The organism is Sphaerisporangium corydalis, from assembly GCF_025506355.1.
Lineage (GTDB): Bacteria > Actinomycetota > Actinomycetes > Streptosporangiales > Streptosporangiaceae > Sphaerisporangium > Sphaerisporangium corydalis.
In genome coordinates this window covers 1-25,318 of sequence record NZ_JANZYP010000090.1, presented here as the reverse complement: position 1 = coordinate 25,318, position 25,318 = coordinate 1, and the positions used below count along the sequence as shown (strand labels likewise).

16 protein-coding genes are annotated in these 25,318 nt (G+C 73.2%); 9 read left to right on the top strand and 7 right to left on the bottom strand.

The window, feature by feature from the left end; translation table 11 throughout:
• Positions 1 to 97: 97 nt before the first annotated feature.
• Positions 98 to 535: a MarR family winged helix-turn-helix transcriptional regulator gene (locus NYZ98_RS38160; protein ID WP_262849781.1), complete on the bottom strand. Its 438-nt coding sequence runs from the start codon at positions 533 to 535 to the stop codon at positions 98 to 100.
• A 93-nt stretch (positions 536 to 628) separates the two neighbouring features.
• Between NYZ98_RS38160 and NYZ98_RS38155 the strand changes: the two genes are divergently transcribed.
• Positions 629 to 1,222, top strand: a complete 594-nt coding sequence (locus NYZ98_RS38155; RefSeq protein ID WP_262849779.1) for a TIGR03086 family metal-binding protein — start codon at positions 629 to 631, stop codon at positions 1,220 to 1,222.
• A gap of 41 nt (positions 1,223 to 1,263) precedes the next feature.
• Here the strand turns inward: NYZ98_RS38155 and NYZ98_RS38150 are convergent, their stop codons facing one another.
• Positions 1,264 to 2,160, bottom strand: coding sequence for a helix-turn-helix transcriptional regulator (locus tag NYZ98_RS38150; protein WP_262849777.1), 897 nt, complete (start codon positions 2,158 to 2,160; stop codon positions 1,264 to 1,266).
• A 163-nt stretch (positions 2,161 to 2,323) separates the two neighbouring features.
• Here NYZ98_RS38150 and NYZ98_RS38145 point away from each other — a divergent pair, with 163 nt between their 5' ends.
• The 4 genes from NYZ98_RS38145 (at position 2,324) to NYZ98_RS38130 (ending at position 6,340) form a co-directional block, all read left to right on the top strand.
• Entirely contained in the window at positions 2,324 to 3,268 is a 945-nt protein-coding gene (locus NYZ98_RS38145) for an SDR family NAD(P)-dependent oxidoreductase (protein ID WP_262849775.1), read from the top strand.
• Between the two features lie 160 nt (positions 3,269 to 3,428).
• The gene (locus tag NYZ98_RS38140) at positions 3,429 to 4,496 is read left to right on the top strand and encodes an NAD(P)H-dependent flavin oxidoreductase (protein WP_262849773.1); all 1,068 of its coding nucleotides are present in this window, start codon (positions 3,429 to 3,431) and stop codon (positions 4,494 to 4,496) included.
• 141 nt (positions 4,497 to 4,637) lie between these two features.
• A complete protein-coding gene (locus NYZ98_RS38135) occupies positions 4,638 to 5,579 on the top strand; it encodes an ATP-binding cassette domain-containing protein (protein ID WP_262849771.1) in 942 nt (313 codons plus the stop codon).
• Complete coding sequence (locus NYZ98_RS38130; RefSeq protein ID WP_262849769.1) at positions 5,579 to 6,340, top strand: ABC transporter permease; 762 nt, start codon at positions 5,579 to 5,581, stop codon at positions 6,338 to 6,340. Before NYZ98_RS38135 ends, NYZ98_RS38130 begins: the two co-directional genes overlap by 1 nt.
• A gap of 71 nt (positions 6,341 to 6,411) precedes the next feature.
• Here NYZ98_RS38130 and NYZ98_RS38125 read toward each other — a convergent pair whose 3' ends face one another.
• Together NYZ98_RS38125 and NYZ98_RS38120 are read right to left on the bottom strand one after the other, a co-directional pair.
• Positions 6,412 to 9,564: a BTAD domain-containing putative transcriptional regulator gene (locus tag NYZ98_RS38125; protein ID WP_262849767.1), complete on the bottom strand. Its 3,153-nt coding sequence runs from the start codon at positions 9,562 to 9,564 to the stop codon at positions 6,412 to 6,414.
• Positions 9,565 to 9,633: 69 nt separating this feature from the next.
• Positions 9,634 to 10,377: a hypothetical protein gene (locus NYZ98_RS38120; protein ID WP_262849765.1), complete on the bottom strand. Its 744-nt coding sequence runs from the start codon at positions 10,375 to 10,377 to the stop codon at positions 9,634 to 9,636.
• 138 nt (positions 10,378 to 10,515) lie between these two features.
• Between NYZ98_RS38120 and NYZ98_RS38115 the strand changes: the two genes are divergently transcribed.
• The 4 genes from NYZ98_RS38115 (at position 10,516) to NYZ98_RS38100 (ending at position 15,770) form a co-directional block, all read left to right on the top strand.
• Positions 10,516 to 10,962 carry a YdeI/OmpD-associated family protein gene (locus tag NYZ98_RS38115; RefSeq protein WP_262849763.1) on the top strand — a complete coding sequence of 149 codons (447 nt, stop codon included), beginning with the start codon at positions 10,516 to 10,518 and terminating at the stop codon, positions 10,960 to 10,962.
• 122 nt (positions 10,963 to 11,084) lie between these two features.
• Positions 11,085 to 12,869 carry an ABC transporter ATP-binding protein gene (locus tag NYZ98_RS38110; protein WP_262849761.1) on the top strand — a complete coding sequence of 595 codons (1,785 nt, stop codon included), beginning with the start codon at positions 11,085 to 11,087 and terminating at the stop codon, positions 12,867 to 12,869.
• A complete protein-coding gene (locus tag NYZ98_RS38105) occupies positions 12,866 to 14,659 on the top strand; it encodes an ABC transporter ATP-binding protein (RefSeq protein WP_262849759.1) in 1,794 nt (597 codons plus the stop codon). Before NYZ98_RS38110 ends, NYZ98_RS38105 begins: the two co-directional genes overlap by 4 nt.
• Positions 14,660 to 14,696: 37 nt before the next feature.
• The gene (locus tag NYZ98_RS38100) at positions 14,697 to 15,770 is read left to right on the top strand and encodes an iron-siderophore ABC transporter substrate-binding protein (RefSeq protein WP_262849757.1); all 1,074 of its coding nucleotides are present in this window, start codon (positions 14,697 to 14,699) and stop codon (positions 15,768 to 15,770) included.
• 237 nt (positions 15,771 to 16,007) lie between these two features.
• Here the strand turns inward: NYZ98_RS38100 and NYZ98_RS38095 are convergent, their stop codons facing one another.
• The 3 genes from NYZ98_RS38095 to NYZ98_RS38085 all read right to left on the bottom strand — a co-directional run bounded on the left by NYZ98_RS38095 (position 16,008) and on the right by NYZ98_RS38085 (position 25,232).
• A complete protein-coding gene (locus tag NYZ98_RS38095; protein WP_262849755.1) occupies positions 16,008 to 16,214 on the bottom strand; it encodes an MbtH family protein in 207 nt (68 codons plus the stop codon).
• Positions 16,215 to 16,318: 104 nt separating this feature from the next.
• A complete protein-coding gene (locus tag NYZ98_RS38090; protein ID WP_262849753.1) occupies positions 16,319 to 18,265 on the bottom strand; it encodes a condensation domain-containing protein in 1,947 nt (648 codons plus the stop codon).
• Between the two features lie 46 nt (positions 18,266 to 18,311).
• Positions 18,312 to 25,232: a non-ribosomal peptide synthetase gene (locus NYZ98_RS38085; RefSeq protein WP_262849751.1), complete on the bottom strand. Its 6,921-nt coding sequence runs from the start codon at positions 25,230 to 25,232 to the stop codon at positions 18,312 to 18,314.
• Positions 25,233 to 25,318 lie beyond the last annotated feature (86 nt).

The window sequence follows — 25,318 nt, the reverse complement described above, 5'->3', positions numbered from 1 at the left end:
GAGCTTGTGGGTTGAACACATGCCGGGTCGCTCTGAGCCATCTGCGAAGCGCCTCGCCCTGCTCCCGCAGCTCTGGTCAGCGACGTCAGGGATGGGGTCAGGGGTTGGTTATCTGGTCCGGGGGGAGGGCGGCGAGGGTCCGGAGGGCGTTGAGGAAGCCTTGCCGGTCTTCAGGAGGGAGGCGGGAGAGGAGGCGTTCCTCTTTGGCTTGGATGCCGGTTTGAGCCGAGTCGCGTACCCGGCGGCCCTCGTCCGTGAGGGACAGGAGGCGGGCGCGGCGGTCGGCGGGGTCGGGGGTCCGTTCGATGAGACCGCGCCGCTGGAGATCGTCCAGGACCGAGATGATGCGTGTCTTGTCCGCGCCGATCGACTCGGCGAGCGCGGCCTGGGTGCGGAGCGGACGTGCTTCCAGCGCCAGCAGGACCATGTAGGCCCACATCGACAGGCCGTGCTCACGCAGGACGGGCAACTCAGCGTCGATCAGTGCCCTGCTCAGCGGGCTGATCATCGCCGCCAGGTCAGGACGGTCGATCATGCTCAGTCACTATACGCGTTGACAGATGATAAGCTGAGGTAGATTATATGCAGACGCTTATCAATACATGAAGCGACGACCCAGCAAGGAGTGATGGTGGACATTCGGGAGTTGGACCGGCGTGTGGTGCGCGCGAGCATGGGCTTGGTAGCGATGGTGACGGTCGAGGATCTCGGTCGGCCGACCCCGTGTGCCGACTGGACGCTGGCCGAACTGCTGGCCCACATGACGGCGCAGCATCACGGATTCGCCGCCTCGGCGGAGGGGGGTGGGGCCGATCTGGCCGCGTGGCGCGCCGAACCGCTCGGCGACGACGCCGTGCCCGCCTACATCAAGGCGGCCGGCCGCGTGATGACCGCCTTCGCGGCGGACGGCGTGCTGGACCGCGAGTTCTCGCTGCCCGAAGTGGTGACAGGCATGACGTTCCCCGCGCCCCAGGCCATCAGCTTCCACTTCATCGACTACCTGGTGCACTCCTGGGATGTCGCCAGGTCCCTGGGAGTCGCCTTCGCTCCCGAGCCGGACCTGCTGGAGGCCGCCTGGCCCGTCGCCAAGCTGGTCCCGGACGACGAGCAGCGCCTCGAACCGGGCGCGGCGTTCCGGCCCAGCCTGCCCGCCCCCGACGACGCGACCGACTTCGACCGCCTCCTCGCCCTCCTGGGCCGCTCCCCCACCTGGACCCCTTGATCAGCGGAGCCCTGCGGACGTCCCCGCCGTACCGGTCCGCGTCACAGCTCGTCGGGGGTCTGGGACTCGGAGGTGACCGGTGGGGACGGGGTGCTGGGCATGGCGAGGAGGTGGAGGGCGGTTTCGGAGGGGGAGCCGGGCTTGGCGGTGTGCAGGGTGAGGATCTGGTCGGGGTCGTCGGTGGGAGTGAGCGCCTCGTAGCTCAGGGTGATCTCGCCGACAACGGGGTGGTGGTACATCTTGGTGCGGTGGCCGTGACGGTGGACGTCGTGGTCGGCCCACCAGCGGCGGAAGTCCTCGTCCCGCAGGGAGAGCTCGCCGATCAGCTCGACGAGCTGGGGGTCGTTGGGGTGGCGCCCCGCGTACAGATGCAGGGCCGCGACGGTGCTGCGGCCGGTCCGTTCCCAGTCGACGTAGAGCTCGCGGGCCCCCTCGTCGAGGAAGACGTAGCGGGCCATGTTGCGCTCGCGGTACGGCAGGGCGTCGAAGTCGGTGTACAGGGCCCTGGCGAGGCGGTTGCTGGCCAGGATGTCCATGCGGCGGCCGATGACCATGGCCGGGACGGTGGTCAGCGCGTTCAGCACCTCGTGCAGGCCTGGCCGCACCCGCTGCGGCGGCAACGGGCGGCGCCGCGCGCGTGCGGGCCGGGCAACGGTGAACAGGTGGCCGCGTTCGGTCTCGTTCAGCCGCAGGGCACGGGCCAGCGCGTCCAGCACGGCCTCGGAGACGTTGAGGTTGTGGCCGCGCTCCAGGCGCACGTAGTAGTCCACGCTCACCCCGGCGAGCTGGGCGACCTCTTCCCGGCGCAGGCCAGGTACCCGGCGGGTGCCCGGCTGCGGGGACAGCCCCACCTCCTCCGGGCTGATCCGGGCGCGGCGTGAACGCAGGAAATCCCGCAGCTCAGTGTTGCCCCCGGCACCGGAGGTGGTGTCGCCCATGCCCCCAGGCTAGGTCAAATAGGACGCCATACCCCTACGGGTGAGGGGCACTGCTGGACCCCCGGTGGGCTGGACCCCGGGTCCGACGGGGCCCCTCCCAGACGCCGGGCGGGTCCCGGCCGGTGGTTCGCTGGAAGGAGGAGCACCACAGGAAGGCAGTCCCATGACCGGATCGACGCGCGTCACCACGCCGTTCACCGCCCAGTCCACCGCCGCCGAGGTCGTGGCGGGCATCGACCTCACCGGCCGCCGCGCCATCGTGACCGGCGGCGCCTCCGGCATCGGCCTGGAGACCTCCCGGGCGCTCGCCGGCGCCGGCGCCGAGGTGACCATGGCGGTACGCGACGTCGGGGCCGGTCAGCGAGCCGCGGACGACGTCAGGGCGACCACCGGGAACGATCGCGTCCTTGTCGCGCCGCTGGACCTGGCCGATCAGCGGTCGGTCGCGGCCTTCGTCGCCGCGTGGGACGGCCCGCTGCACATCCTGATCAACAACGCCGGTGTGATGAGGACGCCCGAACTCCGGACGCCGGAGGGCTGGGAGTTGCAGTTCGCCACCAACCACCTCGGGCATTTCGCGCTCGCCACGGGCCTGCGCCCGGCGCTCGCGGCGGCCGGCCGCGCCCGGGTCGTGGTGCTCAGCTCGGTCGGGCATCTGCGCGGCTCGGTGGACTTCGACGACGTCCACTTCCGCGAGCGCCCATACGACGGCGGGCTCGCCTACGACCAGTCCAAGACCGCCAACGTCCTGTTCGCCGTCGAGGCGAACCGGCGCTGGGCCGGTGACGGCATCACCGTCAACGCGGTGCATCCCGGGGCGATCTTGACGGACCTGACGCGGCACATGAGCGAGGAGGAGCTGGACGCCGCGGTGAACTCGGGGTACGTGTTCAAGGCGCCCCAGCAGGGCGCGGCCACCTCCGTGCTGGTGGCGACGTCGCCGTTGCTTGAAGGGGTGGGCGGCCGGTATTTCGAGGACTGCGCCGAAGCGCGGCCTCACGTCCCGGGAACCTCCGGGGGCGTCGCGGCGCACGCTCTCGACCCCGAAGCCGCCGAGCGCCTCTGGCGTCTGTCCCTCGACCTGCTCACCTCCGCCTCCCGCCCCTGAGGCCGAACGGGACACGACCCGATCGAACAAGAGGCAAGGGCGAACGCCGCGGGAGGGGACTGAAAGACTCCAGGTGAGAGATCGTATGGTCTCGCTGGTCGACCACGGCTGGTCTCACTGGTCGGAGCGCGGCCAGAGCGAGCGTCGATGGAGGGATCCGATGGCCACGGCACGGCAGCGGGCGCAGGCTTTTTGTGACAGGTTCGGGCTGGTACTGCCGATTCTGCAGGCGCCGATGTCGGGATCCAGCCCTCCGGAGCTGGCCGTCGCGGTGGCCGAGGCCGGCGGGATGGGCGCGGCGGGCGTGCTGCGGGACACTCCGGAGCGCATCGCCGAGTGGGCCGAGCGGTTCCGGGCCGGGTCCTCCGGCGCCCTGCAGCTGAACATCTGGATCCCGGAGCCGCCCGTCGCCGACCAGGGGGAACGGCGGCGGCGGTCCGACGACGCCCGCATGTTCCTCGCCCGTTTCGGCGCCCCTGGCGAGGAGGGCGGGCCTGGCGCCCTGGCGTTCCCTGACCAGTGTGAGGCCATACTGGCCGCCCGCCCGGCGGTGATCTCCTCGATCATGGGCCTGTTCGAGCCCGCGTACGTCCGCCGGATGCACGACCAGGGCATCGCCTGGTTCGCCTGCGCCAACACGCTGGAGGACGCGCTGGCCGCCGAGGAGGCCGGGGCGGACGCGGTCGTGGCCCAGGGCATGGAGGCCGGCGGTCATCGGGGCGCGTTCCGGCAGGAGGACGCCGAGCGCACCGATGTCGGGCTTTTCGCAATGATCCCCTGGTTCGCCGATCATCTGCGGGTGCCGATCGTGGCGGCGGGCGGGATCGCCGACGGGCGTGGGGTGGCCGCCGCGCTCACCCTCGGCGCGAGCGCCGTCCAGGTGGGCACGGCCCTGCTGCGCTGCCCCGAGACCGGGATCAGCGCGCGGTGGGCGGCTTCGCTGGACGGACTGGCCCCCGAGGACACGATGACCACGCGGGCCTATTCGGGGCGGCTGGCCCGGGCGGTGCCCAGCGCGTACCTGAAGGCGTGGACGGAGCCGGACGCGCCCCGTCCCGCCCGGTTCCCCGACCAGCTTCAGCTCGTCAACCAGTGGCGCCGGGGCGACGCCGAGAGCGTGGACCCGGGCAACCACTGGGCCGGGCAGAGCGCCGCCCTGGCCACCCCCGACCCCGCCGGCGAAGTGATCACCCGCATGTGGCGCGAGGCCACGACCCTGCTCCCCTGACCGCGCAGGTAGTGATCGTGGACGTGGCCGTGCAGGTGGCGGGCCTTGGCGTGGCCGGGGCTGCCGTCGGGGGCCGCGTGTCAGTGGGCGTGTCAGGGCGGCGGGGGTCCGGTATCAGGGCGGTCGGCGAACGTTGGGGCCATGAACGCATCAGCGATCGCGGCCTCGGGGCTGCGAAAGGCTTACAAGGACAAGGTCGTGCTCGATGGCATCGACCTGGAGGTCCGGACCGGGACGATCTTCGCCCTGCTCGGGCCCAACGGCGCCGGCAAGACCACGACGGTGAACGTGCTGACCACGCTGCTGAGGCCCGACGCCGGAAAGGCGGTCGTCGCCGGGCACGACGTGGCCACCGAGACCAAGGCGGTGCGCGCGGCGATCGGGGTCACCGGGCAGTTCGCTTCGGTGGATCAGCTCCTCACCGGTGAAGAGAACCTGCTGCTGATCGCGGACCTGCTGCACCTGCCCAAAGCGGAGGGCAGACGCGTCACGGCCCGGCTACTCGACCGGTTCGACCTGGTGGAGGCGGCGGGCAAACTCGCGTCGTCCTACTCCGGCGGCATGCGCCGCAAGCTGGACCTCGCCATGACGCTGGTCGGCAAGCCGCGGATCATCTTCCTGGACGAGCCCACGACGGGACTCGACCCGCGCAGCCGCCGCACGATGTGGGAGATCATCCGGGAACTGGTCGCCGACGGCACCACCATCTTCCTCACGACGCAGTATCTCGAGGAGGCCGACGTCCTGGCCGACCGTATCGCCGTACTCGACCAGGGCCGGCTGGTCGCCGAGGGCACCGCCGCCGAGCTGAAGCGCCGGGTGCCCGGCAGCCACATCCGGCTGCGGTTCACCGATCGGCACGAACTGGACGTCGCCGCACAGGTGCTGCACGAGGCCACGAGGGACGACGAAGAGCTGGCCCTGCGGGTGCCCGGCGACGGCGGGGTGCGGTCATGGCGCGCGCTGCTCGATCGGCTCGACGCGCATTCCATCGAAGTCGAGGAACTGTCGGTGCACACCCCGGACCTGGATGACGTCTTTCTCGCCCTCACCGGTCACGGTAACAAGGAGGTCAACGCGTAATGAGTGCCATCTCAGTCTCCCTGGCGGATTCCGCGACCATGTTGCGGCGCAACTTCCGGCACACGATGCGGAACCCCGTGACGCTGATCAACGCCATCCTCGTGCCGATCTTCATGATGTTCCTCATGGTCCACGTGTTCGGCGGCGCGTTCAGCGTCGGCGTCGACTACGCCGATTACGCGACCCCCGGGTTGATCATGACGACCATCTGCTACGGGATCAGCCCCACCGCTATCGCGGTGAACTCCGATATGACGACCGGATTCATCAACCGGCTTCGCGTCATGCGGGTGTCCAGGGCCGCGGTGTTGAACGCGCACGTGATCTCGACCTTGCTGCGCAGCCTGGTGGCCATCGTGCTCATCGTCGGGGTCGCGTTCCTGATGGGCTTCCGCCCGTCGGCGAGCTTCGCGCAGTGGCTCGGCGCGATCGGCATCGTCGTCTTGACGATCGTGGCGATCGGCTGGCTGACCGTGGGGTTCGGCCTCGCGGCGAAGTCGCCGGAAAGCGCGGGAATCGCCGCCGTCCCGCTGATGCTCCTGCCCTTCCTGAGCAGCGCGTTCGTGCCGGCCGACAAGATGGGGGCGGGCGCGCGGCAGTTCGCGGAGTACCAGCCGTTCACCTCGATCATCGAAAGCCTGCGCGGGCTGCTGACCGGCGCCCCGTCGGCGAGCTCGACCATCACGGCGATCGCCTGGTGCGTGGGCCTCGCGTCGGTCGGCTACCTGTGGTCGCGCGCGTCCTTCACGAAGCAGGGGTGATCTCGGCCGGCTCACGCCATGCGTCCTTCACGAAGCAAGAGTGAAATCGGCCGCCTCACGCCAAGCGTCCTTCACGAAGCAAGGGTGATCTCGGCCAGCTCACGCCAGTCCCCCCGCCTACCGGCACGGGTCGCCTCGGTGAACGCCAGTTCACCGAGGCGATTCCGCGTGTCCGCGGCGATCCTGGAGACGTCCGGCTGCGAACGGTCCGGCGTGCCGCGCACGCTCTCGCTCGCCGCGAGCAGTCGCACGGCCTGCTCGTCCTGTCCCTGGCGCACCGCGAGATCCGCGATCCCGATCAGCACTTCGGCGATCAGCGGCGGGTACATCATCTCCACGGCCGCGTGGAACGCCTCGCTCCGGTGCGCGCGGGCCGCGTCGAGATCCTCGGTGAGGTAGCCGTACAGGTCCAGGGCCCTGGTGCGGGCCAAGCCGCCCAGTTCCGACTCGTCCAGCATCTTCCGCACGGTGGCCAGGCGCTGGTGTGCCGTGTCCGGCTCGCCGCGCCAGCGCGCCAGCTGCCCTTCGAGAAGCGCCAGCTCGGCGAGCGTGTCCGGCCACGCCATCCCGTCCGCGTACCGCTGCGCCTCCGCCATGGCGAAGGCGCTGGATCGCTCGTCGCCGAGCAGCCAGTACAGCTGGGCCTGCCGCGCTCGCGGGCCGACCACGTCCTCGGTCGCGCCGACCTCGGTCAGCGCCACGATCGCCTCCTCAAAATGCTCACACGCGCGTGCGAACTCGCCGCGCATGGCGAGCCGGTCGGCGAGGAAGGTCAGCGCCAGCGAGATCCCCATCCGTTCGCCCAGCCCGCGGAACTCGGCGAGGGCGATCTCGGCGTCGGTGTCCACGTCGGTCTCGTCGCCGCCGAGGACGAGCCGGAGCCGGCCACGAGTGATCCTGGCCTGCGCGCGCACCCACGGATCGTCCCCGGCGATGAGCGGCTCGAACGCGGGCAGGAACTCCGCGGGCCCATGCAGCATCCGCTCCCACAGCGCGACGAACCCGAGCAGCGGATGGCCGTACCCTCTGCCCTGGGTCAGCCGGTGCGCCTCCTCGATCCACTCCCGCGCCTGGTACTGGTCGCGACCGGCCCCGGAGGTCACGAACATCGTCACGACGGTGTACGCCACCGCCCGCACCTCGTCCGGCACCTCACCGTCCAGGGAGGCCGCCGCCACGCTCAGTTCGGTGCCCTCGGTCCGGTGCCCGCTGAGGAACCAGTACCAGCCCACGGCCCCGGCCAGCCGCATCGCCTCCTCGGCCCAGCCCTCGGCGATCGCCCCGCGCAGGGCCGCGCTGATGTTGTCGTGCTCGGATTCGAGCATGGCCAGCCAGGTCAGCTGTTCGGCCCGGCGCAGGTGAGGATCGGCCGTCTCGGCCAGCTCGGTGAAGTATTCAAGGTGCGCCCGGCGCGCCGACTCGGTCTCCCCGGCTTCGGCGAGCCGGTGTCCCGCGTACTCCCTGATGGTGTTGAGCATCCGGTAACGCGGCGTGCCCTCGCCGTCGGCGAGCAGCAGCGACTTCTCCATCAGCGCGGTCAGCAGGTCGAGCACCTGCTCGGCGGCGAGCGGCTTGTCCCCGCACACCCGTTCGGCCGCCTCCAGGCTCGCCCCGCCGGAGAACACCGAGAGCCGCCGCAGCACGCCACGTTCGGCCTCGCTCAGCAGGTCCCAGCTGTAGTCCACGACCGCGCGCAGCGTCTGGTGCCGGGCCAGCGCCGTACGGCTGCCGCCGGTCAGCAGACGGAACCGGTCGTCGAGCCGGCGCGCGAGCTGGTCGATGGACATGGTGCGCAGCCGCGCGGCGGCCAGTTCGATCGCCAGCGGTATCCCGTCGAGCGCCCGGCAGATCCGCACCATGGCCGACACGGTCTGCGCGTCGGAGCCGATGTCCTTGCGCACCAGGCCCGCGCGGTCGCGCAGCAGCAGCACCGCGGGCGAGGACCCGGCCTCGGCGGGGTCCGCTCCCTGCGCGGGCAGCGCGAGCGGCTCGACCTGCCACAGCACCTCACCGGTGATGCCGAGCGCCTCCCTGCTCGTGGCCAGGATCCGCAGCCTCCGGCACTCCCCCAGAAGCCGGTCGGCGAACGCCGCGGCCGCCTCGATGACGTGCTCGCAGTTGTCCAGGATCAGCAGGATCGCGCGCTCCCGGAGCGCGGCGATGAGCCGGTCCATCGGTTCCCCGCCCCGCGCGTCACCGAGCATCGCCTGGTCACGCAGGCCGATCGCGGCGAGGGCGGCCTGCGCCAGATCACCGCCCGCCCGCACCGAGGCCAACTCGACCAGCCATGCCCCGTCGGGCAGCTCGGCGAGCATCGTCCGCGCGGTCTCCGTGGCCAGCCTCGTCTTGCCGGAGCCGCCCGCCCCCGTCAAGGTGACCAGCCGGTGTCCCATGGCCAGGACGGCGACCTCGGCGATGTCGTCGTCCTTGCCGACGAAACTCGTCAGCTCGGCGCGCAGGTTCGTCCTGCGGTTCTCCGCCCGCCCGCCCAGTTCGCCGCGCAGCACGGCGGTGTGCAGCGCGGACAGCTCGGCCGACGGGTCGGCGCCCAGCTCCTCGGCGAGCCGCTCGCGCGTCCGCTGGTACACGGTCAACGCCTCGGTCCCGCGCCCCGCGTCGGCGAGTGCCCGCATCAGGGCCGCCACGAACCCCTCACGCAGCGGATGGGTGGCGACCAGCTCGGTCAGCTCGGAGACCAGCTCCGCGCCGCCGCCGAGGCGGATGTCCGCGTCCACCCGATCCCCGAGCGCGGCGACGTAGAGCTCGTCCAGGCGCACGACCACGGCGTCGAACGCGTCGCTGCCGCGCAGGGCGATGTCCTCCATGGCCGTGCCCCGCCACAACGCCAGGGCCGAGCGCAGCAGGTCCGCCCGCGCCGCGGGCTCGGCGGCACGGGCCTGGCCGACCAGGCGTTCGAACCGGGCCACGTCCACGGCGTCAGGAGCCACGGCCAGCCGGTATCCGCCGGAGTCCGCCTCGATCACACCGTCCGGTAACACCCTGCGCAGCCGGGACACCAACGCCTGCAGGGCGTTCACCTCGTCCGCGGGCGGCTGCTCCCCCCAGATCCAGTCCACCAGCTTCGTACGCGTGAGGACGCGGCCGGGTTCGAGGGCGAGCGCGGCCAGCAGCGCGCGCAGCCGGACGCCAGGAACCTCCACCACGGCGCCATCGCGGTTCCTGACCTCGAACGGTCCAAGCAGTTCAACTCGCACATCAGTCATTGTGCCGAACCCTGGCGACGTCCTCGGCCCCCGGCCGGTCGCCTGTGGACAAGTCACGGAGCAGGGTGGTCAGGCGAAGCGCTCGATGGTGACCGGGATCAGGCCCTGCTCCCGGATCGCGCGCCGGTGGTGGGAGAGCAGCCTCCCGACGGCGGTGGCCGGGCCGGTACCCAGGTGCACGGTCACGTCGAGGCACCAGGCGATGCCGCGCCCGATCCGGCGCAGGTCCCAGGTGAAGGTGTGCCCGCCGAAGTCGGCCGTCGCGGTACCGATCACGCGCGAGTCCGGATCCGCCGGATCGCCGACCGGCCGCAGCCTCAACGCCGGCCCCACGTTCGCCAGGCCGTGCTCGCCGAACTCCCCGGCGAACAGGACGCGGTAGCGACGCGTCTCACTACCACCCGACGTGCCCAGGTCCAGGGGGCTGGCGGCGGGCAGCGGCTGACGGTCGTCGAAGCGGGCGCGGATGCTCCGCTCGCTCGGCAGAGGAGACCCGCCGAGCATCGTGTACGCGTCACCGGCCTCGCGGCGGCTCACCACGGCCACCCGCTCGCGCAGCAGCGGATCGGCGCGGATCCCACGGCTCAGCTCGGGGGAACCACGCCAGTCACCGGCCTGCGGCGTCCATTCGGCACCGTCGATGCCGGCGGCGGTGAAGTCGTCGCACAGGACGAACTCCTCGACCAGGAGCCCCAGCGCCGGCCTCCCCAGGTCCCGGTCACCCTCGGCGGCGAAGATCAGGTAATAGTCCAGCGACGCCTCGTCCCCGGCGTCGTCGGCCACGGCCTGGCCACCCTGCGGACCGTATTCCACATTTTCTCCCACACCCCCATGATCCCCCCGAGTACGACATGGTCCCCGCCTTTCTCGTCCCGTGTGTCGAATCGGGCGTGTCCCGATCGATGCGTGTGTAGTACGAAGACGAGGTTCCGCGATCGGAGATGATCTTCAATGAGGTTCAGCACCACGATCAGGTCGGCCGGCAAGACCGCCACCGGCATCGCCGTACCGGCGGAGATCGTGACGGCCCTCGGGTCGGGCAAGCGGCCCGCCGTGCGCGTCACGCTGGGGGAACACACCTACCGGACCACGGTGGCCCCCATGGGCGGGGAGTTCCTCATCCCGGTGAGCGCCGAGGTCCGCGAGAAGGCGGGCGTCGCCGCCGGGGACGCGGTGGACGTCGAGATCGAGCTGGACACCGAGCCCCGCGAGGTCACCGTGCCGCAGGACCTCGCCGAGGCGCTCGACGGCGCCCCGTCCGCCAGGCGGAGGTTCGACGCGCTGTCCTACAGCAACAAGCGGCGGTACGTGCTCGCGGTCGAGGGCGCCAAGGCACCCGAGACGCGCCGGCGCCGCATCGACAAGACGATCACCGAGCTGAACGACGACCGACCCTGACCTGGCCCGGCGGTCGCCGTGGCCGTGTGACCCCAGTGACGCAGGTCCAGCCTGTTTCTTGACCAGCAGCTTAGTGTAGCCTTACCTAAGTTTGCTGGTCGGGCTGTTCCGAAGGGGTGCGGATGGGTGCGTCGGATCCTTCGGGACGGGACGTCCTGCGAGGAGCGATCAGGGGCCAGCGGCGGGGCGTCGCGGTCGGCTCGCTCCTCGGGGCCGGGCACCAGGCGGGCGAGGCGTCCGTCCCGGTACTGATCGGCGTCGTGATCGACCAGGCCGTCGGCAAGGGCGACCTGAGCGCGTTGCTGCTCTGGCTCGCGGTCCTCGCCGTGGTCTACGTCGGGTTGTCGTTCAGCTTCCGCTTCGGCGCACGCGCCGGGGAGCGGGCCGCCGAACAGGCCGGCCACAAGCTGCGCGTGGCGCTCGTACGCCGCGTGCTGGACGCCGGCGGCGGCGCCGAGAACGGACGCCTGCCCGGGGCCCTCGCGACCATCGCGACCGAGGACGCCAAGCGCGTGGGCGTGGTGAACATGGCGGTGATGTCCGGGGTCGCGGCCCTGACCGGGCTGCTCGTCGGCGCCGTCGTCCTGCTGCGCATCTCGGTGCCGCTCGGCCTGATCGTGCTGCTCGGGACCCCCGTGCTCCTCTGGCTCGGGCACCTGCTGAGCAAGCCGCTGGAACACCGCAGCGAGGCCGAGCAGGAACGGGCCTCGCACGCGTCGGGCGTCGCCGCCGACCTGGTGGCCGGGCTGCGAGTGCTCAAGGGCATCGGCGCCGAGGCCGCGGCGGTCGACCGCTACCGGCGCACCAGCCGCGACTCGCTGGTGGCCACGCTGCGGGCCGCGCGAGCCGAGGCACTGCAGAGCGGCATGGTGCTCGCGCTGACCGGCGGCTTCATCGCCGTCGTGGCGCTGGTCGGCGGGCGGCTCGCCATCGCGGGGGACATCACCCTGGGCGAGCTGGTGTCGGCGGTCGGGCTCGCGTTGTTCCTGCTCGGGCCGCTGGAGGTGTTCTCCTGGGTGAACGCCGACCTCGCCCAGGGCCGCGCGTCGGCGGCGCGCATCGCCGGGGTCCTCGCCGCGCCGAGGGACGTCGCCCCGGGCGGGGCGCCGCCGCCCGCTCCGGTGCGCGGCGCGGTACGGCTGCGCGGGGTCAGCCACGGCGGGCTTCGCGAGATCGACCTGGACGTCCGGCCCGGCGAGGTGCTCGGCGTCGCCGCGACCGACCCGGCGGACGCGGCGGCCCTGCTGCGCTGCCTCGGCCGGCAGGCCGACCCGGACGCGGGGGCCGTCGAGCTGGACGGCGTACCGCTGCGCGAGCTGGACCCGGCCGACGTCCGCATGGCGATCCTGGTGGCCGACCACGACGCGGACCTGTTCGAAGGCACCCTCCGCGACAACATCACCGCCGCCCTCGACACTCCCGGACGAACCGCCCCCGACGCCCCCGAACGAACGGCCCTCGGCGACCTTGAACGAATCGATCCCGCCGGCACCGGACGAACCGCCGTCCCCGGCCGTGAGGAAGACGCGATGAGGGCGGCGGGGGTGGAGGAGATCGCGCGGGCGCTGGCGCGGGGCGCGGACACGGCCGTGACCGAGCGCGGGCGGTCGCTGTCCGGCGGGCAGCGTCAGCGTGTGGCGCTCGCCAGGGCCCTGGCCGCCGACCGGCCGGTGCTGGTCGTCCACGACCCCACCACGGCGGTCGACGCCGTCACCGAGGCGCGGATCGCCGCCGGCATCCGCGAGATCCGCCGGGGCCGCACGACGATCCTGGTCACCACGAGCCCCTCCCTGCTCGCGATGGCCGACCGGGTCGTCCTGCTCGACCAGGGCCGGATCGTCGACACCGCCTCCCACGCCGACCTCGTCCAACGCCACACCGCGTACCGGACGGCGGTGCTGGCGTGACGCGCCCCGAGGCTCAGGACCGGGCCCAGGACCAGGACCGGGAGCTGCTGCCGACCGCGACCTCCCGGGAGACGCGGGCGTTCCTGCGCGTGCTGGTACGGCCCCACCGGACGCTGGCCGCCGCCGGGTTCACCGTCATGGTCGGCGCGACCGCCGTCGGGCTGGTGACCCAGCCGCTGCTCGGACACATGGTCGACCTGGTCGCCACGCACGCCCCGGTGGCGGCGCTGACGCTCCCGGCGGTGCTGCTGGTGCTCGTCGCGGTCGCGCAGGGCGTCTCCACCTCGCTCGGGCTGTCGCTGATCTCGCGTCTTGGGGAGACCGTGCTCGCCCGGTTGCGCGAGCGGTTCGTCGAACGGGCCCTGCGCCTGCCCCTGGGGCAGGTCGAGAAGGCCGGTTCCGGCGACCTCACCGCCCGGGTCACCGGCGACGTCTCCCAGGTGGCCGACGCGGTTCGTACCGCCCTGCCGGAACTGGCCCGTTCGGTGCTGGCCATCGTGCTGACCCTCGGCGCGCTCGCCGTGATCGACTGGCGTTTCCTGCTCGCGGCGCTGCTGGCGGTGCCGATCCAGGCGCACACCGCCCGCTGGTACGTGCGCAACGCCGTGCCGCTGTACGCCAGGGAGCGCGTCGCCGCCGGAGCCCAGCAGCAGCAGCTTCTGGACAGCATCGGCGGCGCCGGCACCGTGCGGGCGTTCCGGCTGGAGGCCGAGCACACCGGACGGGTCACCCGGCGGTCCCAGGCGGCGGTCGATCTGACGATGCAGGGCGTGCGGCTGGTGCTGCGGTTCTACAGCCGCCTGCACCTCGCCGAGTACACCGGCCTCGCGGCGGTGCTGGTGGCCGGGTTCTTCCTGGTCCGCAGCGGGTCGGCGACCATCGGCGCCGCCACCGCGGCGGCACTGTACTTCCACAGCCTGTTCGCGCCGATCAACTCGGCGCTCGTGCTCATGGACGACGCCCAGACGGCCCTCGCGGGCCTGGCCCGCCTGGTCGGCGTCGCCGCCGCACGCCCCTATGAGTCGACGCCCGCCGCCGGAGAGCCGCAGAAGACGGACAATGCGGTCACGGTCCGCGGGGTGGGGCACGCGTACGAGCCTGGGCGGCCCGTGCTGCACGACGTCGACCTCGTCCTGCGGGCCGGGGAACGGGTGGCGCTGGTCGGCGCCAGCGGGGCGGGCAAGACCACGCTCGCCAAGCTCATCGCCGGCATCCACCACCCCACCACCGGCTCCGTCCACCCCCCGGTCGCCGCGCGGCGCGGGGACGGCGGCCGTGAGGTGGCGCTGGTCACCCAGGAGCTGCACGTCTTCGCCGGGCCGCTCGCCGACGACCTGCGGCTCGCGCGACCCGGTGCCACCGACGACGACCTGTGCGCCGCCCTCGACCTCGTGGACGCGCTGACCTGGGCCGAGGCGTTACCCGACGGCCTGCTGACCGTCGTCGGCGAGGGCGGCCACCGGCTGACCGCCGCGCAGGTGCAGCAGCTCGCGCTCGCCCGGCTGGTGCTGGCCGACCCGCCGATCGCCGTGCTCGACGAGGCCACGGCCGAGGCGGGCAGCACCGGGGCGCGCGTCCTGGAGAAGGCGACCGAACGGGCGATCGAGGGCCGCACGGCGCTGATCGTCGCGCACCGGCTCACCCAGGCGGCGACCGCGGACCGCGTCGTCGTCATGGACGGCGGCCGGATCGTCGAGAGCGGCACGCACGACGAGCTGCGCGCCGCCGGCGGGCCCTACGCGGCCCTCTGGGAGGCGTGGTCGGGCACCCGGTCGACCCCCCGCACATGACACCCCCACCATCTGACGAGATCACGAAGGACCCTTGATGTTCCTCTCCCTCCGGGGCGCCCGGCTCGCCGTCGCGCTCACCTCCGTACTGCTGCTCGGCGGCACCGTCGCCGCCTGCGGTTCCGGCTCCGCCACCGGCACGGACGCGGCCACGACCGCGCCCAGCGCCGCCGCGCCCACCAAGAGCGCCTTCCCGGTGACGATCCCGCACAAGTTCGGCGAGACCACCATCAAGTCGGAGCCCAAGCGCATTGTCACGGTCGGCCTCACCGACCAGGACGCCGTGCTCGCCCTCGGCAAGGTCCCGGTCGGCACCACCGACTGGGTCGGCGGGTACAAGGGGGCCATCGGCCCGTGGGCCACCCCGAAGCTGGGCGGCGCCGCCGTGCCGACCATGCTGACCGACACCGGCACCGGGCCGCAGGTGGAGAAGATCGCCGCCCTGGCGCCCGACCTGATCCTCTCCCTGTACGGGGGCATCACCAAGGAGCAGTACGAGACGCTGTCGAAGCTGGCGCCGGTCGTCGCGCAGCCGAAGGAGTACAACGACTACGGCATCCCGTGGCAGCAGCAGACCGAGGTCATCGGCAAGGCCCTCGGCAAGGAGGACGAGGCCAAGAAGCTCGTCTCCGGCGTGGAGGCCAGGTTCGCCGACCTGAAGAAGCAGCACCCGGAGTTCGGCGGCGTCAGCGCCGTCGTCGCCACGCCGTACGAGGGGTTCTTCGTCTTCGGCAGCCAGGACCCGCGCTCGCGCACCCTGGCCGCGCTCGGGTTCTCCCTGCCCGCCGACCTCGACAAGGTCATCGGTGACACCTACGGCGCGAACATCAGCAAGGAGCGCAGCGACCTGCTCGACCAGGGAGTGACCGTGTGGACGGTGCCCGACCTGGACAAGGGCCCGGCGGCGCTGCACGCCGAGAAGGTGTACAAGGATCTGAAGGTGGTCAAGGAGGGCCGGGAGGTCTTCATCGGCGAGTCCACCGACTACGGCAAGGCCTACTCGTTCGTCACCGTGCTGAGCCTGCCGTACACGCTCGACCGGCTGGTGCCGCAGCTCACGGCCGCTGTCGACGGGAACCCGGGCACCGAGGTGACCCAGCCCGCCTCCTGACCTCCCGACGATCTCTGAACGACCTCAGAACGACCGGACGACCTCAGGACGACCTGAAGACCTGGACGACCTCGGGACGACCTCAGGTCGACCTGACGACCTGGACGACCTCAGGTCGACCTCGGGACGACCTCGGGACGACCTCGGGACGACCTCGGGACGATCGAAGGCCGGGCCGCGAATCCCTTTCGCGGCCCGGCCTTTTTCGCGCCCGTGGGGCGTGCGCACGGCTCGTGGTCAGCCGCTCCGCTCGATCAGGCTCTTCGGCCGCATGTCGGTCCAGTTGGCCTCGATGTGGTCGAGGCACTCCTGCCGCGTGCCCGGACCGTAGGCGACGGTCCAGCCGGCCGGGACCTCCGCGAAGTCGGGCCACAGGCTGTGCTGGTTCTCGTCGTTGACGAGCACCGAGTAGACGCCATCGGGGTTCTCGAACGGGTTGCTCATGGGATCGATTCTCTCCTTTTTACCGGTGAAGGTGGGGAACAAGGGAAGGCACGGGACGTTCCGCCGGCCGGCGGAACGCCCTGTTCGGGTGGCGTGGAGCTACGTCAGCGGCTCGCCTCCAGCGCCGCCGCGCGGTCCACGAGGGCTTCGAGCACCTGGAACCAGGTGGCGGCCAGGTCCCGTACGGCGTCCTCCGACAGCAACCCGGACGCGAAGGACCAGTGGGCGACGAGTTCCGGCCCGCCCGGGTGGTCCTCGGTCATCGCGTTGACGGTCAGGGCGTGGGACAGGCGCATGCCCGGATCGCCGTCCAGGTCCGCCGCGTCGTCCTCGGGCGCGTAGGACCAGTCGGTGGCCTCCGGCCGGCCGAACCGGCCCAGGTAGTTGAACTCGATCGGCGGATCGCCGAGCTTGGCGAGCTCGGGGCCGGTGACGGGGTTCAGGTGGCGCAGCATGCCGTGGCCGATGCCCGACGCGGGCAGGGCGGCGAGCTGCTCCTTGATCCGGGCCACCGCCTGGTCGAGCGCGGGCCCGCCCGCGAGCGCGCCGGCCAGGTCCCCGGCGCCGGGGTCCAGCCGGACCGGGACGACGCTGGTGAACCAGCCGACCGTACGCGACAGGTCCGCGTCGCCCGCCAGCGCCTCCTCGCGCCCGTGGCCCTCCAGGTCCACCAGCACCGCGTTCCCCTGCCCCGGACCGGCCGGGTGCGCGGGCGCGGGCGTGCGGCGGCGCCAGGTGGCGACGGCCAGGGACAGGGCGGTCAGCAGGACGTCGTTGACCGTCGCGCGGAACGCGGCCGGCACCCTGCCGAGCAGCGGTTCGGTGCGGCCGGGGGGCAGGGTGAGCGAGACGTGCCGCGCGGTGGCGGCCACGTCCCGCTCCGGGTCGAGCGCGCGCGCCGCCGGGAACGGCACGTCCCCGGAGAGGATCGAGGTCCACAGCGGCAGCTCGTCCTCCACGGCCGGGTCGATGGCACGCTCGCGCAGGAGCTCCGACCAGCGGCGGAACGACACGTCCACCGGCGCGGGACTCACGGGCCGACCGGCCACGACGTCCTGCCAGGCGGCGGCGAGGTCGGGCAGCAGCACCCGCCAGGACACGCCGTCCACCGCCAGGTGGTGGATCAGCAGCAGCAGCCGCCCGGGGACGCCGGGCCCGGCGTCGAACCAGACGGCACGCATCATGTCGCCGGTGTCCGGATCGAGGGCGGCCTGGGCGATGTGCGCGTGTTCGGTGATGGCGGCGCGCAGTTCCGCGTCGCCGAGCCCGGACACGTCGGCCCGCGCGACCCAGGAGTCCACGTCGGCGGCGCCCGCGTCCGCCACCCGCAGCGACCACAGTTCGCCCGGACGGCCGCCGGGCACGGGCGGACGGCCTCCGGGCACAGGCGGACGGCCTCCGGGCACGGGCGGACGGCCTCCGGGCACAGGGGCCGGGGAGTGCGTGCGCTCCAGGCGGGATCGGAGCATGGGGTGGCGGTCCACCAGGGCACGGAGGATGGACCGGAGGCCGGGTTCGGTGAGCGCTCCGGGCGTCCGCACCAGGGCCGCCTGGTGGTAGTCGCGGATCGGACCGCCCAGCTCCCGCAGAGCGTGCATGATCGGGGTCAGCGGCACCGGTCCGCTTCCCTGGCTGGCGTCCTCGCCGCCGCCGGTCGCGGGGTTCACCGGTACGGCGGCGGACGCCAGGGCCGCGACCGTCCTGTGCTGGAAGACCTGGCGCGGGGTGACGCGGAGGCCCGCCGCGCGCACCCGGCTGACCAGCCGCATCGCGACGATGCTGTCCCCGCCGAGGGTGAAGAAGTCGGCGTCGGCACCGGTCTCCGGCAGGCCGAGCACCTCGGCGTACGCGTCCGCCAGCACACGCTCGGCCTCGCCCTCGGGCGCGCGCCCCTTGGCCACGGCCGCGAAGTCGGGCACCGGGAGGGCCTTACGATCCAGCTTGCCGTTGGGCAGCAACGGCAACTCGTCCAGGACCACCACGGCCGAGGGAACCATATAGTCCGGCAAAACCCCGGCCACGAACGCCCGCAGCTCCGCAGGTTCCAGCACCCGAGGTCGCCGCCCACCCACCTTGACCCCGGGACCGTCCAAGCGGCTACGCGGAGAGCCATCCGGACGGGCGACCGAAGGGGCGTCCGAGCAGGCGACCGAGGGGGCGTCCGGACGGGCGTCCGAAGAAGTGTCCGAGCGAGCGTCCGAAATGGCGTCCGGACGGGTGTCCGAGCGGTCGACCGAAGGGGCGTCTGAGTGGGTGTCCGGAGGGGTCGTGGTGTGGGGGGGTTCGGGGGGGGGGGGGGGGGGGGGGGGGGGGCGGGCGGGGGGTGGTGTCGGGGGAGGGGACCACGTAGGCGACCAGGCGTTTGACCGGGGGGTGGTCTTCGCGGGCGATGACCACGGCCTGGGCGACGCCGTCGTGCCGGTCCAGTACGGCCTCGATTTCGGCGGGTTCGACCCGGTAGCCCCGGATCTTCACCTGGTCGTCGGCGCGGCCGCCGTACTCCAGTTGCCCGGCGGGGTTCCACCTGGCCAGGTCGCCGGTGCGGTACATGCGCGCACCGGCCTCGCCGAACGACGTGCCGAACGGGTCGGCGACGAACCGCTCGGCGGTCAGGTCCGGGCGGCCGAGGTAGCCGCGCGCCAGCCCGGCCCCGGCGAGGTACAGCTCGCCGGTGACCCCGGGCGGCACGGGCCGCAGCCCGGCGTCCAGCACGTACGCGCGGGTCCCCGCGACCGGGCGGCCGACCAGCGGGGACTCGCTGTCGCCGATCCGCGCGACCAGGGCGTCCACGGTGGCCTCGGTCGGGCCGTAGAGGTTGAACGCCCGCGTGGTGCGCAGGCCGGCCAGCTCGCGCCAGAGCGAGTCCGGTACGGCCTCACCGCCGACGCCGACGACCGCGAGCGGGCACTCCCCGTCCTCGATCAGCCCGGTGCCGGCCATCTGCGCGAGGAACGAGGGCGTGACCTCGATGAAGTCCAGCCCCTGCTCGCGGATGGCCGCGGCGGTCAGCTCGGGGTCGCGGCGCGTCTCGTCGTCCAGGATGTGCAGCGCGTGCCCGTCCAGCAGCCAGAGCTGCGGCTGCCACGACGCGTCGAAGGAGAACGACCAGGCGTGGCCGACGCGCAGGTGGCGGCGGCCGGTGGCGCGCTTGGCCGGGTCGTGCAGCGTCCGGCGGTGGCTGTGGAAGAGGTTGACCACACTGGCGTGGCAGACCACCACGCCCTTGGGCCGGCCGGTGGACCCCGAGGTGTAGATGACGTACGCCGGGTGCCTCGGGTCCGGGGCGGTGGCGAGGTCGTCCCCGGGCAGGGCGGCGAGCCGCGCGGACGTGTCAGGGGCACCGAGCCGCAGCAGCGGCACCGCGGCCGTTTCCGGGGTGCCGAGCTGCAACAGCGGCACCGCGGCCGTGTCAGGGGCACCGAGCTGCAACAGCGGCACCGCGGCCGTTTCCGGGACGTCGAGCCGCAACAGCGGCACCGCGGCCGTTTCCGGGACGTCGAGCCGCAACAGCGGCACCGCGGCCGTGTCAGGGGTGCCGAGCCGCAGCAGCGGCACCCCGCCGTCCGCCAGTGCGGCGCCGGGCTCGGCGCCGGTCAGGACCAGGACGGGACGGGCGTCGGCCAGCATGTCGAGCAGCCGCTCGGCGGGAAGGTCGGCGTCGACGGGCAGGTAGGCGGCGCCCGACTTCAGCACGGCCAGGATGGCCAGAATGTAGTCCGCCGTGCGCGGCAGCGAGAGCGCGACGATGCGCTCCGGTCCCGCGCCGTGCTCGGCGAGCAGGCGCGCGAGCCGGTTGGCGCGCTCGTTCAGCTCGGCGAACGTCCAGGTGACCTCGCCCGACACGACCGCGACGGCGTCCGGCGCCTCGGCGGCCCGCGCCTCGAACAGACCCGTCACCGTCCCCAGCTCCCCGGCGGCACGCGCCTCGAACAGGCCCGGCACCGTCCCCGGCTCCCCGGCGGCACGCGCCTCGAACAGGCCCGGCACCGTCCCCGGCTCCCCGGCGGGGACGGGGTTGTTCCAGGTGGTGAGGATGGTGTGGCGGTCGGCGGGGCTGAGGATGTCGACGTGGCCGACGAGCCGCCCGGCGTCCGCCGTCATCGCCTCCAGCAGCGCCGCCATCGAGGCCGCCATCCGCTCGGCGGTCCCCCGGTCGAACAGGTCGGGCCGGTACTCGGCGGTCAGCGTGAGACGCCCGGCGGGCTCGACCGCCCAGGTGAACGGGTAGTGGGTCGAGTCCTGGTGGTCACGCACCGAAGCGCGCAGGCCGTCGCCGAGGTCGGGCTCCCCCGCGTCCGGGTAGGACTCGAACACCACGAGCGTGTCGAACAGCTCGCCCAGCCCGGCCCCGCGCTGGATCGCGGCCAGGCCGAGGTGCTGGTGGGCGATGAGCCGCGACTGCTCGTCCTGCAGCCGGTCGAGGAACGCCGAAAGGGTCTCCTGGTCACGTACGCGGACGCGGACCGGCACGGTGTTGATGAACAGGCCGATCATGGACTCGACGCCGTCCAGCTCGGGCGGGCGGCCGGACACGGTCGCGCCGAAGACCACGTCGTCACGGCCGGTGAGCCGGGACAGCAGGATGCTCCAGGCGCCCTGGACCAGCGTGTTGACCGTCAGGCCCCGGGAGCGCGCGAGGGCCGTCAGCGCCTCGGTCGCCTCCTCACTGAGGTGCGTGGTGTGCGTCTCGGGGACGATCGGGGGGCGGTTCGGGTCGACGGGCGCCAGGTGCGTCGGCCCGTCCAGGCCGTCTAGGGCCCGGCCCCAGGCGGCGGCCGACACCTCGTCGTCCTGCCGCGCGAGCCAGCCCAGATAGTCCCGATACGGCCTTGCTTGCCCGGTGTCACGGCCTGACCCGACGGCCTGCGCGGTCGGCGCGGGGAGCGCGGTCGGCGCGGGGAGGGCGGACGGGGCCGAGGCGGGGGGTGGTGCGGGGAGGGTGGAGGGGGATCGGTCGTAGAGGGCGGACAGTTCGCGCATCAGCAGGGGGACGGACCAGCCGTCCAGGAGGAGGTGCTGGTGGGACAGGGCCAGCCGGTGGCGGCCGGGGGCGACGCGCGCCAGCATCAGGCGGAGCAGCGGCGGGCCGTCCGGCCTGAACCGGCGCCGTTCCTGGACCAGGTAACGGCCCCACCGGTCCTCGCGGGCGGCCTCGTCCAGCTCGGAGAGGTCCACCTGCCGCCAGGGCAGGACAGCCGTGCGCGGCACGACCGCGACCGGGCGTCCCGAGGACAGGTACCGGAAGCCGGCCCGCAGGTTCTCGTGCCGGTCGAGGAGCGCCTGTCCCGCCTCGCGCAACCGGGCGGCGTCGAGCGGGCCGTCGAGGTCGTACGACACCTGGACGGTGTAGACGTCCGGCCCGTCGTCGCCGGGGTCGAGCGAGGCGTGGAACAGCAGGCCCGCCTGGAGCGGCGTCACCGGGAGGATCGCGGCGGCTCCCAGGCCCGCCGTCTCGGCACGCTCGTCCTCGGTCAGGGTGATCAGCGCGGCGGACGGTGCTTCGCCGTCCGAGGGGTCCAAGGCCCCGGCGGCGGCGGCGAGCGCGGCGACGGTCTTGTGCCGGAACACGTCGCGCGGGCTGATCGCCAGACCGGCCGCACGAACCCTGCTGACCAGGCGCATCGCGATGATGCTGTCCCCGCCGAGGGTGAAGAAGTCGTCGTCGGCACCGACGCGCGGCAGGCCGAGCACGTCGGCGAACAGCGCGCACAGCAGTTCCTCGCGGGGGGTGCGCGGGAGGGTGCCGCCGGCCTCGGCGGCGAAGTCGAACGCGGGAAGCGCCCTGCGGTCGAGCTTCCCGCTCGGGGTGAGCGGGAACGCTTCGATCGCCACGAACGCCGACGGAACCATGTACTCGGGCAGCACACCGGCGACATACCGCCGCAGAACCTCGGCACCGGAAACCCCGAGCGCGAAGCTCCCCTCGACGGTTGCGGGGATGTAGTAGGCGACGAGGCGGCCGTTCTGGATGGCGATCGTGGCGTGCTCGATCGTCTCGTGCCGGGCGAGGACCGCCTCGATCTCACCCGGCTCGACGCGGAAGCCGCGGATCTTGACCTGGTCGTCGGCCCGGCCGAGGAACTCCAGCGTCCCCTCCCGGGTCCACCGGACCAGGTCGCCCGTGCGGTACATCCGCGTGCCGGGCGGGCCGTAGGGGTCGGCGACGAACCGCTCGCCGGTCAGCCCTGGACGGTCCAGGTAGCCCCGGGCGAGCTGGACGCCCGCCAGGTACAGCTCGCCGGACGCCCCCGGCGGCACCGGGCGCAGCGTCGCGTCCAGCACGTACGCCCGGGTGTTCCACACCGGCCGCCCGATCGGCACGCTCAGCGCCCCCTGCGGCACCTCGGCGGCGGTGACGTCCACCGACGCCTCGGTCGGGCCGTACAGGTTGTGCAGCTCGGCGAGGAGCACGGAGTGGAAGCGGGCCGCGAGGTCGGCGGGCAGCGCCTCGCCGGAGCACATGACCCGGCGCAGCCCCGAGCAACGGGCGGCGCCCGGTTCGTCCAGGAACGCCCGCAGCATCGACGGGACGAAGTGCGCCGTCGTCACCCCTTCGTCCTGAATCAGCCTGGCCAGGTACGCCGGGTCCCGATGCCCGTCGGGCCGCGCCACCACGAGCGCCGCCCCGGTGATCAGCGGCCAGAAGAACTCCCACACCGACACGTCGAAGCTGGACGGCGTCTTCTGCAGCACGCGGTCCCCGGCGGTCAGGCCGTACCGCTCCTGCATCCACAGGAGGCGGTTGACGATGCCCGCGTGCGGCACCACCACGCCCTTCGGCCGGCCGGTGGACCCGGAGGTGTAGATCACGTACGCGGGGTGCGCCGGATCGTACGACCCGGGCAGGTCGGCGGGCTCGGTCTGCGTGGCGGTGTCGGGGAGGGTGTCGCGTAGGACGCAGACCGGGCGGGCGTCCTCCAGCATGAGGGCGATGCGCTCCGGCGGGTACCCGGTGTCCAGCGGCAGGTACGCGGCGCCGGTCCGGTGCACGGCCAGCAGCGCGACCACCAGGTCCGCCGAGCGTGGCAGCGCCACCGCCACCGTGCGCTCCGGCCCGGCCCCCATCGCGGCCAGCGCCCGCGCCGCCCGCTCGACCCGGGCGTCCAGTTCGGCGTAGGTCAGGCGCAGGTCGCCGGAGACCAGGGCGAGCGCGTCCGGCGTCCTGGCCACCTGGGCGCGGAACAGCTCGGGCAGGGTGGTGTCCTCGACCGCGTGGGCGGTGTCGTTCCACTCCTCGACGACCAGCCGCCGCTCGTCCCCGTCCAGCACGTCCAGGTGGCGTACCAGGCGGTCGGGGTCGGCCGCGACCTGCTCCAGCAGCCGGACGAGACGGCCCGCGATGCGCTCGGCCGTGTCGTGGTCGAACAGGTCGGCGCTGTACTCGATCCAGCCGTCGATGCCGTCCCCGTCGCCGCGCTCGGTGAAGTCGAAGCTCAGGTCGAACTTGGCCGTGTCCTGGCCGAGCGGCTCGGGACGGGCCGTCACCCCCGGGAAGGCGGGGGCACCACCCTGGCCGGTCAGGTAGACGACCATGACCTGGAACAGCGGGTGCCTGGCCAGCGAGCGGGCCGGGTTGACCGCCTCCACCAGGCGTTCGAACGGCAGGTCCTGGTGCTCGTACGCGGCCAGGTCGGTGTCACGCACGCGGGTGAGCAGCTCGGCGAAGGTGGGGGTGCCGGACAGGTCGGTGCGCAGCACCAGGGAGTTGACGAAGAACCCGACCAGGTCCTCCAGGTTCTCGTCCGCGCGCCCCGAGATCGGCGACCCGAGCGGGATGTCGTCCCCGGCGCCCATCCGGTGGAGCAGCGCGGCCACGGCGGCCTGGGCCACCATGAACATGCTGACGCCACGGTTCCGAGCGAGACCGCGCAGGGCGCGCCCCAGCTCGGGGCGGAGGGACAGGGCGACCGCGCCGCCGCGGTGGCCGCTTTCCTGGGGGCGGGGCCGGTCCGCCGGAAGCGGCAGCTCCTCGGGCAGCCCGGCCAGCGCGTCCCGCCAGTAGGCGAGCTGCCGGGCCTCCCGGCTGCCCGGGTCACGTCCGTCGCCGAGCATCTCGCGGTGCCAGAGGGTGTAGTCGGCGTACTGGACCGGCAGCGGCGCCCAGTCCGGCGCCCGCCCGTCGAGGCGCGCCCGGTAGGCGGTGGTGAGGTCGCGCCACAGGGGCCCGTCCGACCATTCGTCGCCGGCGATGTGGTGGATCACCAGGAGCAGTACGTGCTCCTCGGGCGCGACCTGGAACAGCCACGCCCGCAGCGGCGGTTCGCGGTCCAGTTCGAAGCCGAGCGCGGCGGCTTCGGCCAGCCGCCCGGGCAGCTCCTCCTCGGTGACCTGCTCGGCGCGCGGGGTGACCCCCGCCTGGTCCGGGTCGAGGACGAGCTGGTGGGGGCGCCCGTCACGCTCGGGGAACACCGTGCGCAGGCTCTCGTGCCTGCCGACCAGGTCGCGTACGGCGGCGGCCAGGGCGTCCGGGTCGAGCGGGCCCGACAGCCGCCAGGCGGCCGGGAGGTTGTAGGTGGCGCCCGGGCCCTCCAGGCGGTGCAGGACCCACAGCCGCTGCTGGGCGAACGACAGCGGCGGGTACTCCGGCCGTTCGGCGGGCGCGAGGACAGGCACGTCCCCCCGCCCGTCCCGCAGGCGTTCGGCGAGCCGGGCGACGGTGGGCGCCTCGAAGACCCCGCGCAGGGTGACCTCGGCGCCGAGTGCCGTACGGACCCGGCTGACCAGGCGCATCGCCAGCAGGGAGTGGCCACCGAGCGCGAAGAAGTCGTCGTCGGCGCCGACCCGCTCCACGCCCAGCACGGACGCGAACAGCTCGGCGAGGATCTCCTCGCGGGCGCCACGGGGACGGCGTCCCTGGGTGACCGGCGTCGCGGCCGGGTCCTCCGGCGCGGGCAGCGCGCGGCGGTCCAGCTTGCCGCTGATCGACCTCGGCAGGGACGGCACCTCGACGAAGGCCGCCGGGACCATGTGCTCGGGCAGCACGGCGGCGACGTGGGCCCGCAACTCCCCTGCCGCCACACGCGCCCCCGCGTCCACGGGACCGAAGGCGGTCTCCGCACCGGGCGGGGTCGCGGGGCCGGGCGGGGTCGCGGGGGTGGGTGTCG